General features: G+C 36.0%; 10 protein-coding genes, 1 tRNA gene and 1 pseudogene. 2 read left to right on the forward strand and 10 right to left on the reverse strand.

What is annotated here, in order from left to right; translation table 11 throughout:
* The 3 genes and pseudogenes from N667_RS19355 to N667_RS0106685 all read right to left on the reverse strand — a co-directional run.
* Positions 1–208: pseudogene (locus tag N667_RS19355) on the reverse strand (IS701 family transposase); the annotation flags it as partial.
* Between the two features lie 98 nt (positions 209–306).
* Entirely contained in the window at positions 307–2307 is a 2001-nt protein-coding gene (locus N667_RS0106680) for a DEAD/DEAH box helicase (RefSeq protein WP_027408861.1), read from the reverse strand.
* A gap of 4 nt (positions 2308–2311) precedes the next feature.
* Positions 2312–3259, reverse strand: a complete 948-nt coding sequence (locus N667_RS0106685) for a DUF1837 domain-containing protein (protein WP_051529977.1) — start codon at positions 3257–3259, stop codon at positions 2312–2314.
* Positions 3260–4521: 1262 nt separating this feature from the next.
* On the opposite strand from N667_RS0106685, the gene N667_RS0106695 reads away from it, so the two are divergent.
* The gene (locus tag N667_RS0106695; protein ID WP_027408864.1) at positions 4522–5250 is read left to right on the forward strand and encodes a M48 family metallopeptidase; all 729 of its coding nucleotides are present in this window, start codon (positions 4522–4524) and stop codon (positions 5248–5250) included.
* A gap of 44 nt (positions 5251–5294) precedes the next feature.
* Here N667_RS0106695 and N667_RS0106700 read toward each other — a convergent pair whose 3' ends face one another.
* From N667_RS0106700 to N667_RS0106720, 5 genes are all read right to left on the reverse strand, one after another.
* Entirely contained in the window at positions 5295–6275 is a 981-nt protein-coding gene (locus tag N667_RS0106700; protein WP_027408865.1) for a restriction endonuclease, read from the reverse strand.
* Between the two features lie 49 nt (positions 6276–6324).
* The gene (locus tag N667_RS0106705; protein ID WP_027408866.1) at positions 6325–9279 is read right to left on the reverse strand and encodes a type I restriction endonuclease subunit R; all 2955 of its coding nucleotides are present in this window, start codon (positions 9277–9279) and stop codon (positions 6325–6327) included.
* Positions 9276–10520: a restriction endonuclease subunit S gene (locus N667_RS18350; RefSeq protein ID WP_035098289.1), complete on the reverse strand. Its 1245-nt coding sequence runs from the start codon at positions 10518–10520 to the stop codon at positions 9276–9278. The genes N667_RS0106705 and N667_RS18350 overlap by 4 nt, the downstream gene beginning before the upstream one ends.
* Positions 10504–11997 carry a type I restriction-modification system subunit M gene (locus tag N667_RS0106715; RefSeq protein ID WP_027408867.1) on the reverse strand — a complete coding sequence of 498 codons (1494 nt, stop codon included), beginning with the start codon at positions 11995–11997 and terminating at the stop codon, positions 10504–10506. Before N667_RS0106715 ends, N667_RS18350 begins: the two co-directional genes overlap by 17 nt.
* Positions 11998–12562: 565 nt before the next feature.
* The gene (locus tag N667_RS0106720) at positions 12563–15166 is read right to left on the reverse strand and encodes a hypothetical protein (RefSeq protein WP_027408868.1); all 2604 of its coding nucleotides are present in this window, start codon (positions 15164–15166) and stop codon (positions 12563–12565) included.
* 839 nt (positions 15167–16005) lie between these two features.
* Here N667_RS0106720 and N667_RS0106730 point away from each other — a divergent pair.
* The gene (locus N667_RS0106730) at positions 16006–17121 is read left to right on the forward strand and encodes a site-specific integrase (protein ID WP_027408869.1); all 1116 of its coding nucleotides are present in this window, start codon (positions 16006–16008) and stop codon (positions 17119–17121) included.
* Positions 17122–17242: 121 nt separating this feature from the next.
* Here the strand turns inward: N667_RS0106730 and N667_RS0106735 are convergent.
* A tRNA-Val gene (locus N667_RS0106735) sits at positions 17243–17315 on the reverse strand.
* 210 nt (positions 17316–17525) lie between these two features.
* Positions 17526–18380, reverse strand: a complete 855-nt coding sequence (locus tag N667_RS0106740) for a DUF6843 domain-containing protein (RefSeq protein WP_027408870.1) — start codon at positions 18378–18380, stop codon at positions 17526–17528.
* Positions 18381–18438: the final 58 nt, after the last annotated feature.

Below are 18438 nucleotides of genomic sequence, written 5' to 3' on the forward strand. Positions count from 1 at the left end.
TTTTCGTGAAAAAGTGACTGAGCGTCGTTCGATGATTCGGATGAAAGCTCCAGTGATGAATATCGGTCAATGTTCCCGAGAATCCCTTGGTGGTCAAGGCATCGACAATATGAATGAGATGCTTGATGACCGGTTTGGAAAGCTGCAGCGTCAACCCCAGCGTGAAGAAAAACTTGTAGATTCCTTGGTGATGTGCTAATCTATTCATGAGACATGAACCTCCTTGTGTGAATGGGTTTTGAGCACATCTATTTTACCCAAGGAGTCCGGTTCATGTCTCCTTTTTTGTTTGGTTGTCAATTTATGTTAGTGAATTTGCTCATCTACAGTTATATTATACATTTCGTTTAGATGTAGCGGATCCCAATAACGATTTGATATACATACATTAATCGGAACTTTTAATTCTCTCATACTTCTTGAAATATTATTTAGCAAACTATCTGTAATATCAATACCAACTGCACTCAGTCTTTTCCTTGCCTGATTTCCAAACCTTAGGATCGTCTGTCGGATATACGGCAATAAAAATGAATAAGGCGTTTCACTTTCGGCGGTGTCACCATTAATTAATGCATATATAATCTCCCCTTTATAATCCAAAAATTTATCCTGATACGTCGCTTTTAGCTCTTTTGTTGAGTCTTCAAACAAGGATATTTGTTGTTCCTCTACTTCAAACGCGCTTTCATCTAATATAAAGGTTCTACCGATAAAATCTTTCAAAAGTCTTCCAGCTCGCCCACGTAGATTTGCTAATTCATAGCTTGTCAGTTTTTTCGGAGTTTTACCACTCTTACGTCTGATAAAAAGATTTGGATTTCTTATTATTACATTTTGAGCTGGCAGATTTACCCCCTGCATTAAAGTAGTTGTACAAACAATATTCTTTATCAGACGTTCTGAAACTGCTTTTTCAATTACTTTTCTTACATGATGCGGCAACTTTCCATGGTGGTAGGCAACTTGCTTAACTAAAAAGTCACATAAACTATATTTATCATGGACAGTCTCTTTGATATAACTTATTAATGATTGCAATTTTTCGTTGTTAGTATCCTTTAATCCCCCAGATATTTCCGCCGCTGTTTTTCGGGCCTGCTTAGAAGTAGGTGAAAAGATAATGTTTATAGAATCTTCTCCTAAACTCTTAAGAATATAGCGGAGATATTGATGGTATTCCTCTGTATATCTACTTTGCCCAAAACCAGCAATATGCTTATCATTTGCTATCTTTATTTCTAGTGGGTAGTCCAACAAATCAGTATATTGCTTAAAAATATAATAATTTCCTTTTTTATCAACAGAATAAGTTATATTTACAACAGGAGAGTGATTAGTTTCTCCTTTATGCGCTATATCATCAAAAATATCTTTTGCCAACTTATCTATCTTTTCAATTCGTGGTCCCGCAATAATTATTTTATCAGCTTTGGTATTGTACCTAAATTCAATTAATGAGTCATATAGTATTTTGGAACGCAATTCATCCTCGCTCGACATTTGTTCAACATTTTGTATTTCGTCTATAACCAATAATCGTAATTCTGGAAATGGATTTTCTTTTTGTGAAAATGCTGCTATTGCACGTTCCTGAGTTAGAACAAATATCTTTCTCTTATCGACACAATTTCCGTCATAAGAAGTTAATACTTGATATGCATTCAAACCAAAATTAGTTAATTCTTTTTTATAATCTGAAGCAACTTGAGAAACTAGGCTTAAATTTGGAACAACATAAACTATAGTTCCGTCCTTTTCTAATAGCAACTGCATAGATTTGAGCAGAATTACAAACGATTTTCCTGCAGACGTCGGTGCAGAAATCCCCGTAACTCTTTTTGCATCAATTTGATTCCATATTTCTTTTTGAAAATCAGTAAGCAGGTATTTTTTTTCTTTTATTTTGACTTCATTTCTTAATTGATTTAAAGCTACGGAAATTTCATTTATCAGACTATTCAAACTAGAATGTTTATAATTAACCTTATCATATCCTTTGTCGATCATTATAGCTGATGGAGGTAATCCCATTCGAGAAAGTACTAGAACAAGGAAGTCCTTTAACCCTTCCCAATTACTTTGTCTGTAATACCATAGTAAAGCACTAAGAGTTGTTGCAATTTTATGGTATTCTTCAGCTTTTTCTCTAGAAAATTCATCAATTAAACCAATTGCACTATATAATAGTTTTTGTTCTAAGGTAACAGGGTCCTTTTTTATAAACCCTAGTTGTGATGCAATATTATGTAAATCAACTTTTAGTAATTGCTCTACCGTGTTTTTTTGATTATCATCAAGTATCATAAGCCTATCTCCCTATTAATCTTTGAAAGTTTATTAATAAATCTTCAAGATTCCAAACGGGGAAGATTAGATAATTCATTCGCGGCAACAAACCTTCAGAACTAATACATTTAAAAATTTCCTTTTCTAATGAATTGCATCTTTCTTCTATTATATTAACTATTTCCTTTTTTATCTGCATTTCGTTGACCTTGTCAATTGTTTTTGTTTCGTTATATGCAATTAGACAAACTAATTGCACCTCCACATTCTTCAATTTTCCCTGTTTATACGATTTGGCAATTGGTACTAAGTCATCATCTAAAAAGTCATCGTAAAGATATAAATTCAATTCTTCTGTATGTTTATTATATGTAGATAAAATACTTTCAAGTGATTTTTCAAATGCGTTTTTAAACTGATAATCACTTTTATAAACCTTTGATTCACCCAGTATTATGATATTTTTATCATTTTCATATTTATAATGAATGGCGTCCGCTCCAAATCTTTCATGTCCCTCCGAAGTAGTAATTGCCATCTTTCTAAGAAGGGGCACAGCATGAAAAAAGTGCTGAATAAAATTAAAAAGCAATAGTTCCCCAAACTGACCTTGTGAGTAAACATCTTGCCCCTCTATTTTTCTAAATTTACTAAATGCTAATGTTCTTAAAGCTGATTGTGCATTTAGAATACTTCTATTATCTTCTTTAATAAATTCATCGATGATTTTCATTGCTTTTTTGTTACTGTAGACCCATTCACAAATCGTATTAACTAGTTCGTTTAAAAACTCGTTTCGAAATTCTTTTAAATCCACATAATTAATACTCATCCCTATATGGTCATGATCAGGCAATATATCAAACTTTTGTTTAACCCAATAAACATGATTTATTAATGAAGCGGTATGGGTTAGTAATCTATTAACAATATCTTCAATATCATTGACTCCTAACAAGCTTTTAGACATATAGACCCACCCATTAAGAATTGTTGTTTAGGCAACACTATTTTAACAACTCAACTAAAATATGACAATCTCCTCTAAAATATTCCTGTAAAAACTGTACAAAACTATTAACCAGTCTTTTAAAAAAAATTCATCAAAAACACCAATTTTTAGGTTCTACAAAGAAAATGAATTTATTACATACAAATTATCACCTGTGTTAACATAGATATAAAAAGTCAGAATCTAGATATGTTCCCATTAAGAACATCCAAACACTAAAAAATTGGTATTCATCACTATAATAACAATCTAAACTATCGTTTCCAAAACATTATCATTAAGAAGAAATGAAGCTTTTTAAATAACACTAAAAGACTGCCCATAATAGATATTATGAGCGACTATAATAAATCTCGCACTGCAGATAAGCATGGTATTCGAACTTATTAATAATTTCCAAAAGCTTCATTTGTCTATATTTATGAAATGTGTTCAATTGAAAAAGAGCTATCTCATAAAACTAATGAGATAGCTCTCTTTCGGTGTACCCTTATAGTTACTCTTATTGATAAAACGGTAACTTTGATTTACAAACAGCTTAGTAAATATTGTACATAATTTAGGTATTTATTGAAATGATTTACTTTTTACTCTGTTACCGCCCACCAATCCAGTATGTGCTCAAGAGCCCTGTAAGAGCAACAATAATTAACAATAGTATATAAGGGATATGAGGAAACAAACTTAAGGTAGTAAAGAACACAGCAATAACAATAGCTGTTACACAAAAAGAATATAAAAGTCCTTTCCAAATAGGTTCAGTTTTAATATATGTAGAGATATATGCAATGAAAAACAATATCATAACATACGCAAAATCAGTATAGATATATTGTTCTGGAAGAATGAATAACATTACCAATAATACAAATAAAATGCAGTTTTGTATTTTTCGTCGAGCACGAAGTTGCTTAAACCATTTTTTCATCAGATCACCTTTGATAATAACCGTTTAATAAAAACCATAAGAAATCGACATCTAACTTTAACATAGCTATTTTTCTGTTAAAACGTATATATAACGATTATAACAGAAAAGTAACCTCAAAAACTTAAGTGCAGGCATATTTCTGGATGCTTTGGAGTAATTTTTGTCATTCGGCATAAAGTCTCTAACGCACGATTCTCTCTTTTTTAAATTACTAGTTCAACGATTGACCTTTTGTTTTCTCAAGGATAAAATGGGAGACAATTAAAGGAACAAAGGAGTATGTATTTATATGCCTAGCTTTCAATATGGCAAGACAACAATAGATTATGCAGTAGAGTATAAGCCAGAAAAGCGGGATGTGACGATATCGGTTGAATGGTTGGAAGGAGTAAAGGTATTAGCTCCTGAAGGTATAGAGGATTCACTGCTAAATTCTATCCTTTATAAAAAAGCCCCATGGATTATTGATAAGTGGCAGGCGTTGAATCAAATTTCCGATCCCCCCGCTCCAAAAGAATTTGTAAGTGGGGAGAAATTTGCTTATTTAGGGCGTCACTATCGATTAAAAGTATATAAAAGCGAAGAAGTTACAAAGCCAGCTCTTATGTTTAAACAAGGTAAATTTATTGCCACGGTGCCACTGCGTTTCACAGAAAAAGAGCGAATCGCTAGTTTACAACATGCTTTCAAAGATTGGTACATTCGACATGGGGAAATGAAACTACAGGAACGCTTAAAAGTGTATTGCCCTAAGATGGGGGTAACTCCTACTAAAATTAAATTAAAAGAACAAAAAATGCGCTGGGGAACATGTACGAACGAAGGAGCCATATATTTAAACTGGAGAATTATGATGGCGCCCGTGCCGATTATCGATTATTTATTAGTGCATGAATTAGCGCATATTAAATATCCAAATCACTCCAATGATTTTTGGCTTTTTGTTAAATCTGTGATGTCAGACTATGAACAAAGAAAAGAATGGTTGCGTGTCAATGGTCCAACTTTAACTTTATAGACATAGAAAAGAGCCTTACTGTAAAGTAACGGCTCTTTTGTCATTTATTCTGGAATATATATTTTTTGCAGGGGCAACAATGATCTCGTTTCGTTTGGCATTTTATCATACCATTGGACAATTAAGTTTACTAACTCTTCTAAATCAATGAGCTTGACGTTATGTTGTTTTCCTATATTTTCAGCGGCTGTTGTAAATCCTCCAGTTGATACAAATAAACTATTCGCATCGATTGGGTGAGCTCCTAACAGTTGTTGAATCTCAGGACCCGATGAAGAGGATTTTCGATGCTTTACCTGTACCTTAATAATCGGCTTTTCAAAACCAAACGCATCTTTATGGGCTAAAATATCAACTCCCCCGTCAGGTCCTTTTTTACTTACTTTCACATTATAGCCCATAGCTTGCAACAATCCAGCGACTAGCTCCTGCATTTGCCATGGATCTAATTTATCAACTTTATCTTGAATCATCGTCAATGCTTTTTGAACAAAGTCTTCTTTAATAACTTCATCTTCATTGTCTTCAGGCTCACTTACTACAGGTTCTTTACCAGCTAATAACCTTTCTAATTCATCTCCCCAGTCATCTACACGAAAAACCGTAAGAGTGGAACCAAGGGAGTTTTTTGCACCTTGTGACAATCGATCACGTGGAATTTGTTTCTTTTCCCATTTTACCTGGATTACATTTGGATAATACTCATCTACAATTGTTTCGTCATATTCATGTTCTTTAGTAACCGTCCCTACTAAGTATTCACGTTTGTCTTTAGCATATGTAATGATTCTATCTCCGACTTTAATTTCACGGCTAAATCTCCATACTTGACTTGCCCAAGTAATTCTTGTAGCAGGTTTTTCTTCTTCATAAATCTCATGCGCTTTCTCAATCAAAGCATCCCTAGTTGAATAGTTTTTTGGGTCTCCAAATTCCGCCCATCCTATCGAAGCAACACCTTTTTGTTTCCAAATTGGAATAAGTTCATTATGATCTCCCGCACGTACCATCCACCATTTCATCATAACTTCCACCCTTTTATAAAAAATTGGGAGAGTATCATCACTCTCCTCTTTACTTTTTATAATGAACCATTGCTAATGACATAATCTGTTGCGTTATATTTTCTAATTGGTCTTTCGGGATTACACTTGCCCGCAACTGCTTCTTAATTCTCTTCCGCATTTCCCGTTTTACATCTTCTTTGTTTACCCAATCAATGACTTGACTTTCCTCGGCAATAATGTCCGTTACGAGATGTGTCAGCGCATCGATCGCATCTTTATGTTCTTCGTCTGGAAGAAGCTGTTGGAACAGTTGATAGAACGGATATTGTTCTCGTGTAAAGCCAAGGTTTTGTGCTTGTTGGTTGACGTTTCGCATATCATTGACCATGTTGCGTAGCTTTTCTACTAATTCCGCAATGTCCATCATTTTCTTCCGTCTTGCTTCGATTAATTGCTCTAGCTTTTCTTTTAACGATGTATAGTAGACAGGGTTTTCTTCCAGTTTCACTTTAATTTCATGACGGATCGCATGTTCCATCTCCGCCGCTTGTGCTTCTTTTGAAGGAGCTTTTTCTAGCCGTTCATCAAACTTACTGGACAAGATATCAATTGGTTCATGGATCACTTCTACAGATTCCGCGTATAAATGTTCTGCAATTAATTGTTTGACCTTCTCGCCACACTCGGAGATATCCATTTGCTCGTCACGATATAACGTTTTTGCCATTTGCCGTACTTTACCTAAAAACTTTAAGTCTTCGACATATGGAGAAGCTTCAGGGTTCGGTAAAATCATATCCATTCGTTTGGAAAACTCTTTAAACGCTTTTTCAAATTCATGCCGCACATCTTCAGGCTCTAATACTTGAACGCATGCGTCAGCATTATCTCGATTGATGTAATCAAAAAAGCTCATCGCTTTTCGGTGGGCTTGTTTCAACTTTGGCAATTCACTTTCAATCGGGAGTAGCGCCCCTTGAATATCTTGTTTAGAGAAAATCGCAAGAGCTTTCTCCAAGAATTTGGATACCCCAAAGTAGTCCACAATGAGTCCATATGTTTTTCCTTCATATGTACGGTTTGTACGAGCAATTGCCTGAAGTAGGTTATGCTCTTTTAACGGTTTATCTAAGTACATGACTTGTTCGATTGGCGCGTCAAAGCCTGTTAGAAGTTTATCGCAAACAATTAAAATCGCCAGTTTGTCTTCTTCAAATGGCTTCTTGAATCGTTCAATTAATTGTTTTTCTTCCTCACGGGATAGGGAATAATCTTTTAACAGTTCATTATTTTTGTCTTCGGGACCTGTTGAAATAATTAACGCTGTTTCATATTTTCCGTTAATGAGTTCGTCTAGTTTTTGTTTATAAATCGCTGCTGTTTCACGGTTCACCGCCACCACTTGTGCTTTAAAACCGTTTGGCAGGATATAATTTTCAAAGTGTTCCACAATATCTAAAGCAATTTGTTCAATGCGGCTCGGAGCGGCTAAGATTGCTTCTTCCTTTGCATATTTCTTTTTAATGCGTTCTCTATCTTCCTCGCTATACTCACTAAATTTACGGTCAAATAAGCGATCTAGTGAATCGCCTTGCAAATGAAGGTTGACCATTCGAGCTTCATAGAAGATTGGAACGGTTGCTCCATCATCCACCGCTTGTTCAATCGTATATTTGTCAATATAAGAGCCAAACGTTCTTGTTGTACTTTTATCTTCTTTATCGATTGGCGTTCCTGTAAAGCCGAGATAACATGCATTCGGTAAGCCTTTCCGCATGTTCATCGCTAGACCTTTGTATTGTGTGCGGTGCGATTCATCGACTAACACAAAAATATTTTCCGACCTCGAAAGCTCTGGATACTCGTCTTGATCCTTGTCTGGTTGGAACTTTTGCACAAGGGTCATAATCGTTGAACCAGGACCTTGTTGTAACAATTTCTTAAGGTCTTTGACGCTTTCCGCTTGCTGCGGATTAGGGAAACCGCATTTACGGAATGTTTTTGTAATCTGATCATCAAGGTCTTTACGATCAGTCACAACGACAATCGTTGGGTTTTGTAATTCTTTTATTCTTCTAAGCTTTACAGCTAAATATAACATGGTCAACGATTTACCTGAACCTTGTGTATGCCAAATCACCCCGCCGCGGTCTTTTAGAGTTTTTGCATGTAAAATGCGGTGAATCGCTTTATTAACGGCACGGAATTGTTGATAACGGGCAATCTTTTTAATCACCCGTCCCCCGTCAACTTCATAGACAATGAAGTTCTGAATCAGATCAAGCAAGTTTTCTTTCGTTAACATCCCAGCAACTAAGATGTCTTGTTTCGTAGGTGAGTCACCAAGTTCAGGCACCGTTCTTGGGTATGGATCTTTCCATTCACTGTAATGTTGTACTTTTGCACCAATTGTTCCCGCTTTGGCCCGATAGTTACTTGTCGCAATCATAAACTGGTTATAGTAGAACAGTTGCTCATGAGTTTCTTGATAGCGGCGTAATTGATTAACAGCCTTCGAAATTTGCGTATCTTCCTGTAGCGTCGGGCTTTTACATTCAACGACGACTAAAGGCAATCCATTCACAAAAATCACAACATCAGGACGAATCGTGCCTCTTGCATCTTGAATGCGGAATTGATCAACAACAAGAAATTCATTGTTATAAGGGTTATCAAAATCAATCAATTTAACCGTTTGATTCTTTTTCCCTTTTCCTAAGTCTTGTTGAATCGAAATATAGTTGACAAGCATTTCATGAAACTTTTCATTCGCTTGCATGAGACCTGTTGCTTCAATATGAGTTAGATTGTAAATAATCCGAGCGAGGTTATTATCATCAATCCATGGATTTAACCGCTGAATCGCCTTCTTTAACCGTTCTTTTAAAATTATCTCGCTCAACGAATCACGTTCAGACTCAAGAGCTGAGCCTGGTACATGTTCATAGCCCAACTCTTGAAGCTGATTGATCAAACGTTTTTCCACAAGATTTAACTCATTCCATTCACTTGCGGCGGTCACTGTGACATCACCTCATCATCAACTTTGACACGAACTTTGCCTGTTAATAGGACTTGCATGAGGGCTTTTTTGATTGTTTGAAGTTGATTCTTCCATCTTTTTTCGTGATCTATCTTCTTATCATAATTGTATAAAATTTCACCTATTTTCTTTTGTTCATCTATAGGTGGTAAAGCAATCATTAACTCTTGTTCAAATACTTCTTTTGGAACACGTTGGCGACCTGTTGTTCCCGTCATTCTACTAATAGCGTAATTTCTTACTCTATCGGACTTAACAAAGTAATATAAGAATTTTGGATCAAGAATTTGCTTTAAAGGAGATAATACAATAAATTCTGTTGAACCAAGTCCTACTTCAGACTCTAATTTTGGAACCAAAGCAGTTTTGCCATTTTCCGTACAAGGAGTAATTCTCGCAAATAACACATCATTTTCTTTAAATCTCGAACCGCCACCTTGTCCAGCTTCTCTTTTACCAAAATAAGATATATGAGGGGAGTTTTCATTAACTGCACCCATTTCTACGTAGGAACAAATAGTCCCCTTTTCAATTCGATAAGTAGGATTGACTACACATACTTCAGCTAATTGCTTTACTTCCCATTCTTCAGGAATCTCCCCAATCTCCGTCTTTTTAAACTTCGTATGTCCAATTCCTTTTGTGAGCAACTGCTGCATGAGCCCCTTTTTCACTTTCTCCGTTTGCTCGATAATGGCTTCCGTTTTCTCGATCGCCTCATCGACGGATGAGAGGATGGCTGCGATTTTGCGTTGTTCTTCATATTTAGGTACATCAAGAGGATACACCGCAATATCAATAGGCCTAACAGCAGGATAACTTGATCCAGTCATTTTGCTTTTTAGATATTCTATAAACCTGTCATCTATAACGGTTTGATAAATAAAACGTGAATCAACACCTTTTTTTGGTCTTAAAACTGCAAAGCCTGTGGAACAAATCTTCCCATTGTGTTCATCAGTTACTAAAGCAAAAGCCTTTAAATATGGACGTACAGTTGAAACAATTACATCTCCAGTTCTCACTACTCTACGTGCTCGACTAGGTGCATTTGAAAAAGTATACTGTTTGGTTTGTGCTATATATCCAGTCTTTTCAATAGAAGCAATGTCTATATATTCTATAGGAGTGTTCCCAGGAGTTTTTTGAGATAAGTTTTCTACGTTTATATCAACAAGTTCGCCTAGTAATTTGCGCTCCCACTTACTTTCTTGCTGCATTATACCCCAACTCCTTCAAATAGCCGTACATCACCTTCTCAATTTCATCCCGTTCTTGTTCAAGTTGACGGAGTTGACGAAGTGCTTCTGCGACATCGATTTGCTCTTCTTCTTCAGTTGTGTCAACGTAACGAGCAATGTTTAAGTTATAGTCGTTTTCCCTAATTTCTTCTAGTGTAACGACACGGCTATATTTCTCAACATCTTTCCATGCATCATATGTGCTGACGATTTTTTGAATATCTTCGTCACGAAGAAAGTTTTGATTTCTGCCTTCTTGATAGTCCTGTGATGCGTCAATGAATAGAACTTTTCCTTTTTTATGCTCTTCTTTATTTTTGCTGATAATAAGAATAACCGCAGGAATACTCGCCCCATAGAACAAGTTTGCTGGCAAACCTATAATCGCTTCAATTAAATCTTCTTCTAAGATACCTTGACGGATCTTCCCTTCCGCTCCGCCACGGAAGAGAACACCGTGCGGCATGACGACTCCCGCTTTTCCTTCATCATTGAGTGTGGCAATCATATGTTGAATAAACGCATAGTCTCCTGCGTTTTTTGGCGGTAAACCAAAGCGGAAACGGTTAAATTCGTCTGCTTCTGCTTCTTCACGTCCCCAGTTTTTCAAGCTAAACGGAGGATTGGCAATGACGCGATCATATAATAGAAGCTCGCCGTTTTCGTCTAATAGTTTTGGTTCACGAATTGTATCGCCTTTTTTAATTTCATGGTCGCTTAAACCATGAAGCAACAAATTCATTTTACAAATCGCCCACGTATTTAAGTTTTTCTCCTGTCCATGCAATGTAATGTTGCGCGGGTTGCCGCCTTTCTCTTTTATATAGTCGACCGATTGAATGAGCATACCCCCAGACCCCGCTGTTGGGTCACATACACGCATGCCCTCTTCAGGCTTAATCAGTTTGACAATTAATTTAACGACTTGACTAGGTGTATAGAACTCGCCGCCTTTTTTACCTGCATCGTCGGCAAATTGTTTAATGAGATACTCATACGCACGACCAAGGATATCAGGTTCTGATAAGTTTTCGTTGCGTAAATCAATTTGTGAGAAGTGTTGTACTAATTGAAGAATAGTTTTATCGGACAATTTTTCTTTATCGTTAAAATCAATGTTCGCTAATACCCCTTGTAGGGAAGGGTTTTCATCTTCGAGTAATTCAAAGGCTTTATTAATGACCGCCCCCACGTCTTGGGAATGGGATTGAATATAACTCCAACGTGCTTTTTCAGGTACGAAGAATTGATGTTCATCACGGTCATACCAACCGTAATCTTCCCCTTCTTCCCTTTCAATGCGCTCAGCCGTTTCCACAAATACATCGTTTAATCGCTTTAAAAACAACATTCCAAAAATATAGTTTTTATAGTCAGAAGAATCAATGCTACCACGTAATATATTCGCTGATTCCCAAAGATGAGATTCAAGTTCTTGTAGAGTTAACTTGCTCATACTGTTGCCTCCATTACTTCTATTTCCTACTTTCGTTACAATCTTTTACATAATTAACTATAACAAAATTCCTAGATTCTAACTATAGTTATGATACTTAAAAACATCGAAAACTGTATGGAGGGGGGAATATTGCGGTTTGGTGTAAATACGTTTTTTAGAAAAAGTAGGAGAAACGCAACACGCATCAATTTTTAACAATGAATGGGATAACGAGAGTAGGAAAATTTCAAGAAAAATGAACGAGAAGTTTGTAATTAAATTAATAACCACATAGACATTTAAAATTATATTTCCTATTATAGTGTCTGCTTATTTACGTAGGTAGCTCCTATAAGTTATGGCCACATAGACAAAAAGACAACAAAATACGGGGAAAGGGTATATTTATACTTCTATATTTCTTCTTAGCGACAATATATTATCTTATACTCTATATTGTTGTACTTTGTGTCTAAATTTATTAGGATTATAGGTTCTATGTTGCATTTTTACTAGACAATTCTAGGATATGTGGTGTCTTAGCGTGTCGTTATTGTACAAAAAGAAAACCATAGCTCTAAGGCTATGGCTTTTGCGGGAGGGCCCAGGTACTTACTGAAATCCCTAGTTGTTGCTCAAGCATATATGCATCGATAATAGTGCAACGCTGCTGTTTTTCTAGAGTTCTTCTCGCCCCATAAGGCTCTTTCACATACCCTTCCATTTCGCAATTTTCCTTTAGGAAATTGCGTATTTGGGTATTATTTATGTTATCATCCTGATAACCATATTCTCTACAAAATTTTCGTAGAGAGGCAAACCAGGATTCTGTTGCGAGAATTAATTCACCCGTAGAAGGATTATATATGTAATCCCTTCCATACTCGAAGTATGGTTCACGGGTGAGTGTAGCAGTATGCTCCATGATTCTATCTAAAGAACCTCTTGCTTCCTCTCCTGTTAAATGCTCTACTTGTGATTGTAGAACCTTGATATATGGCACAGGAGCTATCTCAACACCTAATTCCCCCGCCAACTTTTCAAACAGAACCATTCCTGTAAGAACCAGAGATATATTAATAACTACACGTTCAGGCAAATTAGGATACATGCCGTCTACTAGACTTCTCATATCCTCTAACCATTCTCTTAATTTCAGCTCTTCTTGTTGTTTCTTTTGTAACAACCACTGAATATAACCTCCCAAGAAAGAAGTTAAATCCAACTGACTTAACTTTTTATAATAGTTTTTATACTCCGAACATGAAAGCAGAGTATTAGGTGAAAGTTTAGCCATCACAACCCTTTCTAATAGATTGGGTTCAGTAAATGGCGTTTCCCCTATCCATACAACAGGAGCAGTGTACTGATAATCAACAGTACTCTGATCCTGTTTGCCTCTTGAATCGTAAGAGGCCTTATAAGCCAGTAAGGCAAAAGATTTAATCTGATTTATGTAGTCTTTTGCCATATGTTGTGGTCTATACTCATCAAGATATAGAGGAATGGCGTTTAGTGTATCCATTTCCCTCATTATCGAAAACGGTGGGCGACTGCAAGAACGAATTTCAGGATTACCGAACAATTTTCCAAATAGTTGTGCAGTACTTGTTTTTCCTGAGCCTTTTGTTCCCCACATCATTAACTGTGGAAACCCACCATCGGCATCTTTTCTTACTAGTGGAGCAATTGGACATAGCATATGCCATCCAATAATTGGGTAGATTACCTCATTGGTATTAATTTTAGGTAAAAGAGAAATAACTTCTCTTGCTGTTTCTACCCAACCATCCTTACATTGGATATTAACCGATTGCTCCAAATCAGTTATAGAGTTAATAAATTTAGGTATAAATACTTTTTTCGCATCATCAACAATTCCTTTATGATTAATCGTTTGATGCAATGTTATAAACAAATCTTCATGTAATCCTATCTTACTTACACCTGTTTTTTCAGTTACATCTTTAGTTAAAAGATGCTCCCTGAGGTATTGTATTTCCTTGTCACCCCCCAACCAACTTATACGGCTACTATTGATAGCAGTTAGTAAGTCTTTTTTAGAGATTAAAGATTTATAGTTTAGATGCACAGAAAAGGTAGTACCATCATTGACTTGGATAACTCCTTTCAATATCTCATCTTTCCCAACAAATACTCGTTCGTACGGAACAAAGACAAAGTTTGATAGTCGTTTTTCGCCATGGTAATAACAACCTCCTTTCTCTGTTATTTCACTTATTATTTCATTATTAGTAGCACATTTGTTATTTTCTTCAATACGCTGTAATGCTTTATTAATAGCATTTTCGATATATGGTAACTGATGTTGAGGGGGGCGTTCTAATATTTTTTCACTAATACCCCAATCTGGATTAGTAAGCACAAAAGCAATTTCTTCTGGAGTATGCCCTGCTTCCAGCATTGCCCATGTTACTCCAAATATTTTTTCAGAGCGTGTATGCTTTTCCCCGCCTTCTTGAATTAGACGAATAATATGCTTTGGTACCCGTAATTCGTCTAGTGATACTTGTTTGTAGTTGTTTACAACAATTGTTCTTTTAGTGCGAGTTTTGATTTCAACTTTAACATCAGCTAGATACTGAAAATCGTCTAAACTATAAAGAGAGCCTGAATGCTCAATTATTTCACAAAGATCGCCTTCTTCTGTGTATTTAAAATTTAAACTTTCAGGAAGACGTAATACCCTTGCAAGGTCGCTAGTATTATCGGCATTTAAGTATTTATGCATCTGAGCACTCAACACTCTAATTTTGTCAAAACTTTCATCGTCCGTAATTCTGAATGGATTCATAAATTTAAAATAAGCATGAATGCCTTTACCACTAGAAACAATAGTGGAGGGAGGAGTAGGTAGTTCGAAAACCTTTTTCATAGCTTCTGAGAATGAAGCGTGTTTTTGATCAATATCGACCCATAAACCTGGAACGTCTAATACATGTTCTTCCTCTCCTAGTCCTCTTGCTTTTCGTGTGGCTACACTAAAGTACACGTTTAACTTCTCTGTAGTCCCTTTATCAATAAAACGTTGTAACAATCCCTCATTGATGTCAACCACATCAATAAAGCGTTGACCTTTGACTCCTTCCTCGTTAATAAACTTAAACTCAACGTAGCCTTCAGATCCTTCAAACCAGAATTTTAAAAATTGACTTTTAGTTAACATTAGTTATCATTCCTTTCTTAATTTTTTTATTGATTAGATTGATGATGATTGCTACAGTTCCCTCATACGAACTTTATAGGAGAACAGTTAAGTAAAAGATGCGATATTTTTGTTGTTGTACTGCTTTTTTAAATTCATACCATCTTTCCCCCTTCATTTGCTCTATACGATTGTATATAGGTAGAGTTAAGTGATTTTTAATCGAATATTTCAAGGAGCTATTCGCCCCCTCATTTTCCTCATACGACCTTATAAAACACATAGTTAAGGTCAAATCGCACCAACTTTTCAAAAAATTTTCCCGCAGAAAAAATCAGCCCCCCGCCCTAGAAGCTTACAAAAGCCGATTTTCTAGGCACCGCGGGGGGTTTTAAGATAAATCATGGATATAAAATTTTTTAAAATAATGTGATTCGAGATAGATAAAGGATAGAAATTACTTTTTAAGTCCGCTATAATATGTAGCTTTTTAATTTTAAAGTGAGTTCCAAACAGTGTATAAGAGTACAAAGAAGATAATTATTAAAATCTATAAAGGAAGGGAGGAGCAGTAAATCAGTAAAAATTAGCGGATAGTGTATTGCTATTGTCATTCATAAGAACGAAAAAATTTATTCCATAACAATAAGTTGCTTAGTAATATGTACATAAATTTATTTTGCTTCCCTCTTAACTGACTCCCCCCGCAGGCGTATATGGCTATTGAGCTGAAATTCTAAAATGTGGGGGTTTTATTGAATGTTTACAATTGTTTATAAGCATTTTATTTGCTACATTATGGTTAAGAAAGCTTGTCATGTTGCCTTTAGAGGACATCTGATTAAAGGAGGATGTCGTCTATGGGTTATGTAAAAAAAGAGGGTTCAAGTTGGTATTTTGTTGCTGAACTAGGAGTTGACCCGCTCACTGGTAAGAGGAAGCGCAAAAAGCAGCGGGGGTTTAAGACGAAGAAAGATGCTGAAAAAGCACTTGCTTTGATTGAGGCAGAGGTATTCAAAGGAACGTATTTCGAGCCTTCTAGCATTCATTTTAAGGACCATCTCTATGAATGGTTTAAAGTGAAAAAGAACAGCATTAACATCCAAACAGCACAAGTTTATGAAAACTACCTGAACAATCGAATCATTCCAGTATTAGGACACGTTCAACTGTCACAGCTAACACCTATGTTGCTGCAAAATTATGTGAGTAATTTAAAAGAAGAAGGTCTTGCGAGTGCAACGATCAAAAAAATTTACAATATTATAAAGGGATCACTCGATTATGCTGTGAACATGGAGCTTTTACCTTCTAACCCCGCAAAAAAGATCCAGCTACCAAAGGATAAAAAGAAAGAAATGAAGGTATGGGATATCGATGAAATTAGAGCTTTTCTTAAAATAGCTAGCAAAGATCGACTATATCCTGCTTTTCATTTGGCGATCACGACTGGAATGCGGCGGGGTGAGATACTAGGACTGCGCTGGAAAGATGTTGACCTTGATAAAGGCATATTATATGTTCGTCAAACCTTGAGTAAAGATGGAAAGAGATTTTTGAGCGGAGCTAAAACAGAATCAAGTGTCCGTAGTATTAAACTCTCAAATGAAACCATTGCTGTTTTAAGGAAACATAAGGCTAGAGTAGCGAAAGAGAAGCTACAACTTGGACCTGACTATGTGGATTATGACCTTGTCGTCTGTACATCAAAAGGTACTCCTGTAAATCCTGAGAATTTGAAAAAAACTTATGAAAGGTTGATAAAAGAAGCGGATGTTCCAAAGATTCGCTTCCATGACCTGCGCCACACTCACGCAACAATGCTTCTCGCTCAAGGGGTGCACGCAAAGGTTATATCGGAACGTCTAGGTCATAGCAACATTAAAATAACGTTAGACACTTATTCACATGTATTACCTAATATGCAGGAAGAGGCCGCTAATCAAATCGATGCCCTGCTATCGAAATCAAACTAAAAATGCTTCGGCACCAGGATGGCACCAACCGTTATTTTGGCACCATTCTGAGTGCTTGCCTATAAAAACGAAAAAGCCTGAAACCCTTGATACACAAGGACTTCAAGCTTCTGTCTTATGATGATTCCGACTGGGCTCGAACCAGCGACCTCTACCCTGTCAAGGTAGCGCTCTCCCAGCTGAGCTACGGAATCGTATGATATTGAGTTCCTTATCGAACACACTACCTATTATATAGACGGGGATATAGTTTGTCAAATATTTTTTTTCAAAAGTGTTATTCAATTTCATCATTGATTTTTCGTTAAAGAAAAAAGCCGATTTTTTTATATCGGCTTTTTTGACGTTCTTTTACGAACGCGTCCGTACTTCCATAAGAAAGTTCATTACATTTTTCATCATTATTAATACCTATCGATTAAGCCTTCCTCAATAAGAATCTCTTCGAGCTCTAACTCTTCTGGATAGACCGGGTCGTTTACATTTTGGGATTCGTTTCCGCATTCAGGTTTGATATAAAATTCATCACCAGTGTATTCATACCCTTCTCCCGATATCGATTCTGTAGCGCCTACATCAATACATTTTTGATCGATTTCTTCTTTGTTTCCTTTTTCATCAATATAAAAATACTTGTCTTCAATATCTCCGTATTTCTGTGGTGTTGAGATAAGCGCGTATCCTTTTTCGTTAATCTTAACGACATCATAATCTCCTATTTTTTCAGGTTTCTGGGCATGTTTTATATTGTATACAACGATAAATTTTCCTACATATCCTTTTGGGATAAGGTAATAATAATGCGTTTTCTCCTCGGTCATGATCATCAATTGGGGTCCCACAAAAATTATGATACAAAAAAGCAGAATAACAGCAGTTCCTTTCAAAACAATGGTATTGAAAGAGGGTTTGACATTTCGCTTTCTGCGCCTTTGCCATTCCTCTGATAAGAAAAACAGCAAGGAACATATCACGCTATACATCCATAATTCTCTAATCATAAAAATGGTTAGAAGTCCGAATAAAATATGAATCCATGCGGCCGCGATAAATCGGTAACGAACGAGTTTCTTCGTTATAATATCTGATAAAATCGAAACAGGTATTCCGTATAAAAAATTTCCTATTGCGGCATATATAAAGACAACTATGAAGTTAATAAATGGATTCTCTTCAAATCCTTTTATGAAGTCTAACAAAAAAATACTTCCACTTAATGCCAACGTTGAAAAAAGAGCAGATTTTATCTTTCTTCCCATGATACTCTCCTTTGATGTCAAATAAACAAAATTTAACGTTTGTTTTTCTTCACTCGTT

Source organism: Anoxybacillus tepidamans PS2 (assembly GCF_000620165.1).
Classification (GTDB): Bacteria; Bacillota; Bacilli; order Bacillales; family Anoxybacillaceae; genus Anoxybacteroides; species Anoxybacteroides tepidamans_A.

What these genes read in the sequence shown, in the direction of transcription:
- N667_RS0106680 (WP_027408861.1), bottom strand. Translation starts at nt 2,307, where the DNA reads ATGATACTTGATGATAATCAAAAAAACACGGTAGAGCAATTACTAAAA.
- N667_RS0106685 (WP_051529977.1), bottom strand. Translation starts at nt 3,259, where the DNA reads ATGTCTAAAAGCTTGTTAGGAGTCAATGATATTGAAGATATTGTTAAT.
- N667_RS0106695 (WP_027408864.1), top strand. Translation starts at nt 4,522, where the DNA reads ATGCCTAGCTTTCAATATGGCAAGACAACAATAGATTATGCAGTAGAG.
- N667_RS0106700 (WP_027408865.1), bottom strand. Translation starts at nt 6,275, where the DNA reads ATGATGAAATGGTGGATGGTACGTGCGGGAGATCATAATGAACTTATT.
- N667_RS18350 (WP_035098289.1), bottom strand. Translation starts at nt 10,520, where the DNA reads ATGCAGCAAGAAAGTAAGTGGGAGCGCAAATTACTAGGCGAACTTGTT.
- N667_RS0106715 (WP_027408867.1), bottom strand. Translation starts at nt 11,997, where the DNA reads ATGAGCAAGTTAACTCTACAAGAACTTGAATCTCATCTTTGGGAATCA.
- N667_RS0106720 (WP_027408868.1), bottom strand. Translation starts at nt 15,166, where the DNA reads ATGTTAACTAAAAGTCAATTTTTAAAATTCTGGTTTGAAGGATCTGAA.
- N667_RS0106730 (WP_027408869.1), top strand. Translation starts at nt 16,006, where the DNA reads ATGGGTTATGTAAAAAAAGAGGGTTCAAGTTGGTATTTTGTTGCTGAA.
- N667_RS0106740 (WP_027408870.1), bottom strand. Translation starts at nt 18,380, where the DNA reads ATGGGAAGAAAGATAAAATCTGCTCTTTTTTCAACGTTGGCATTAAGT.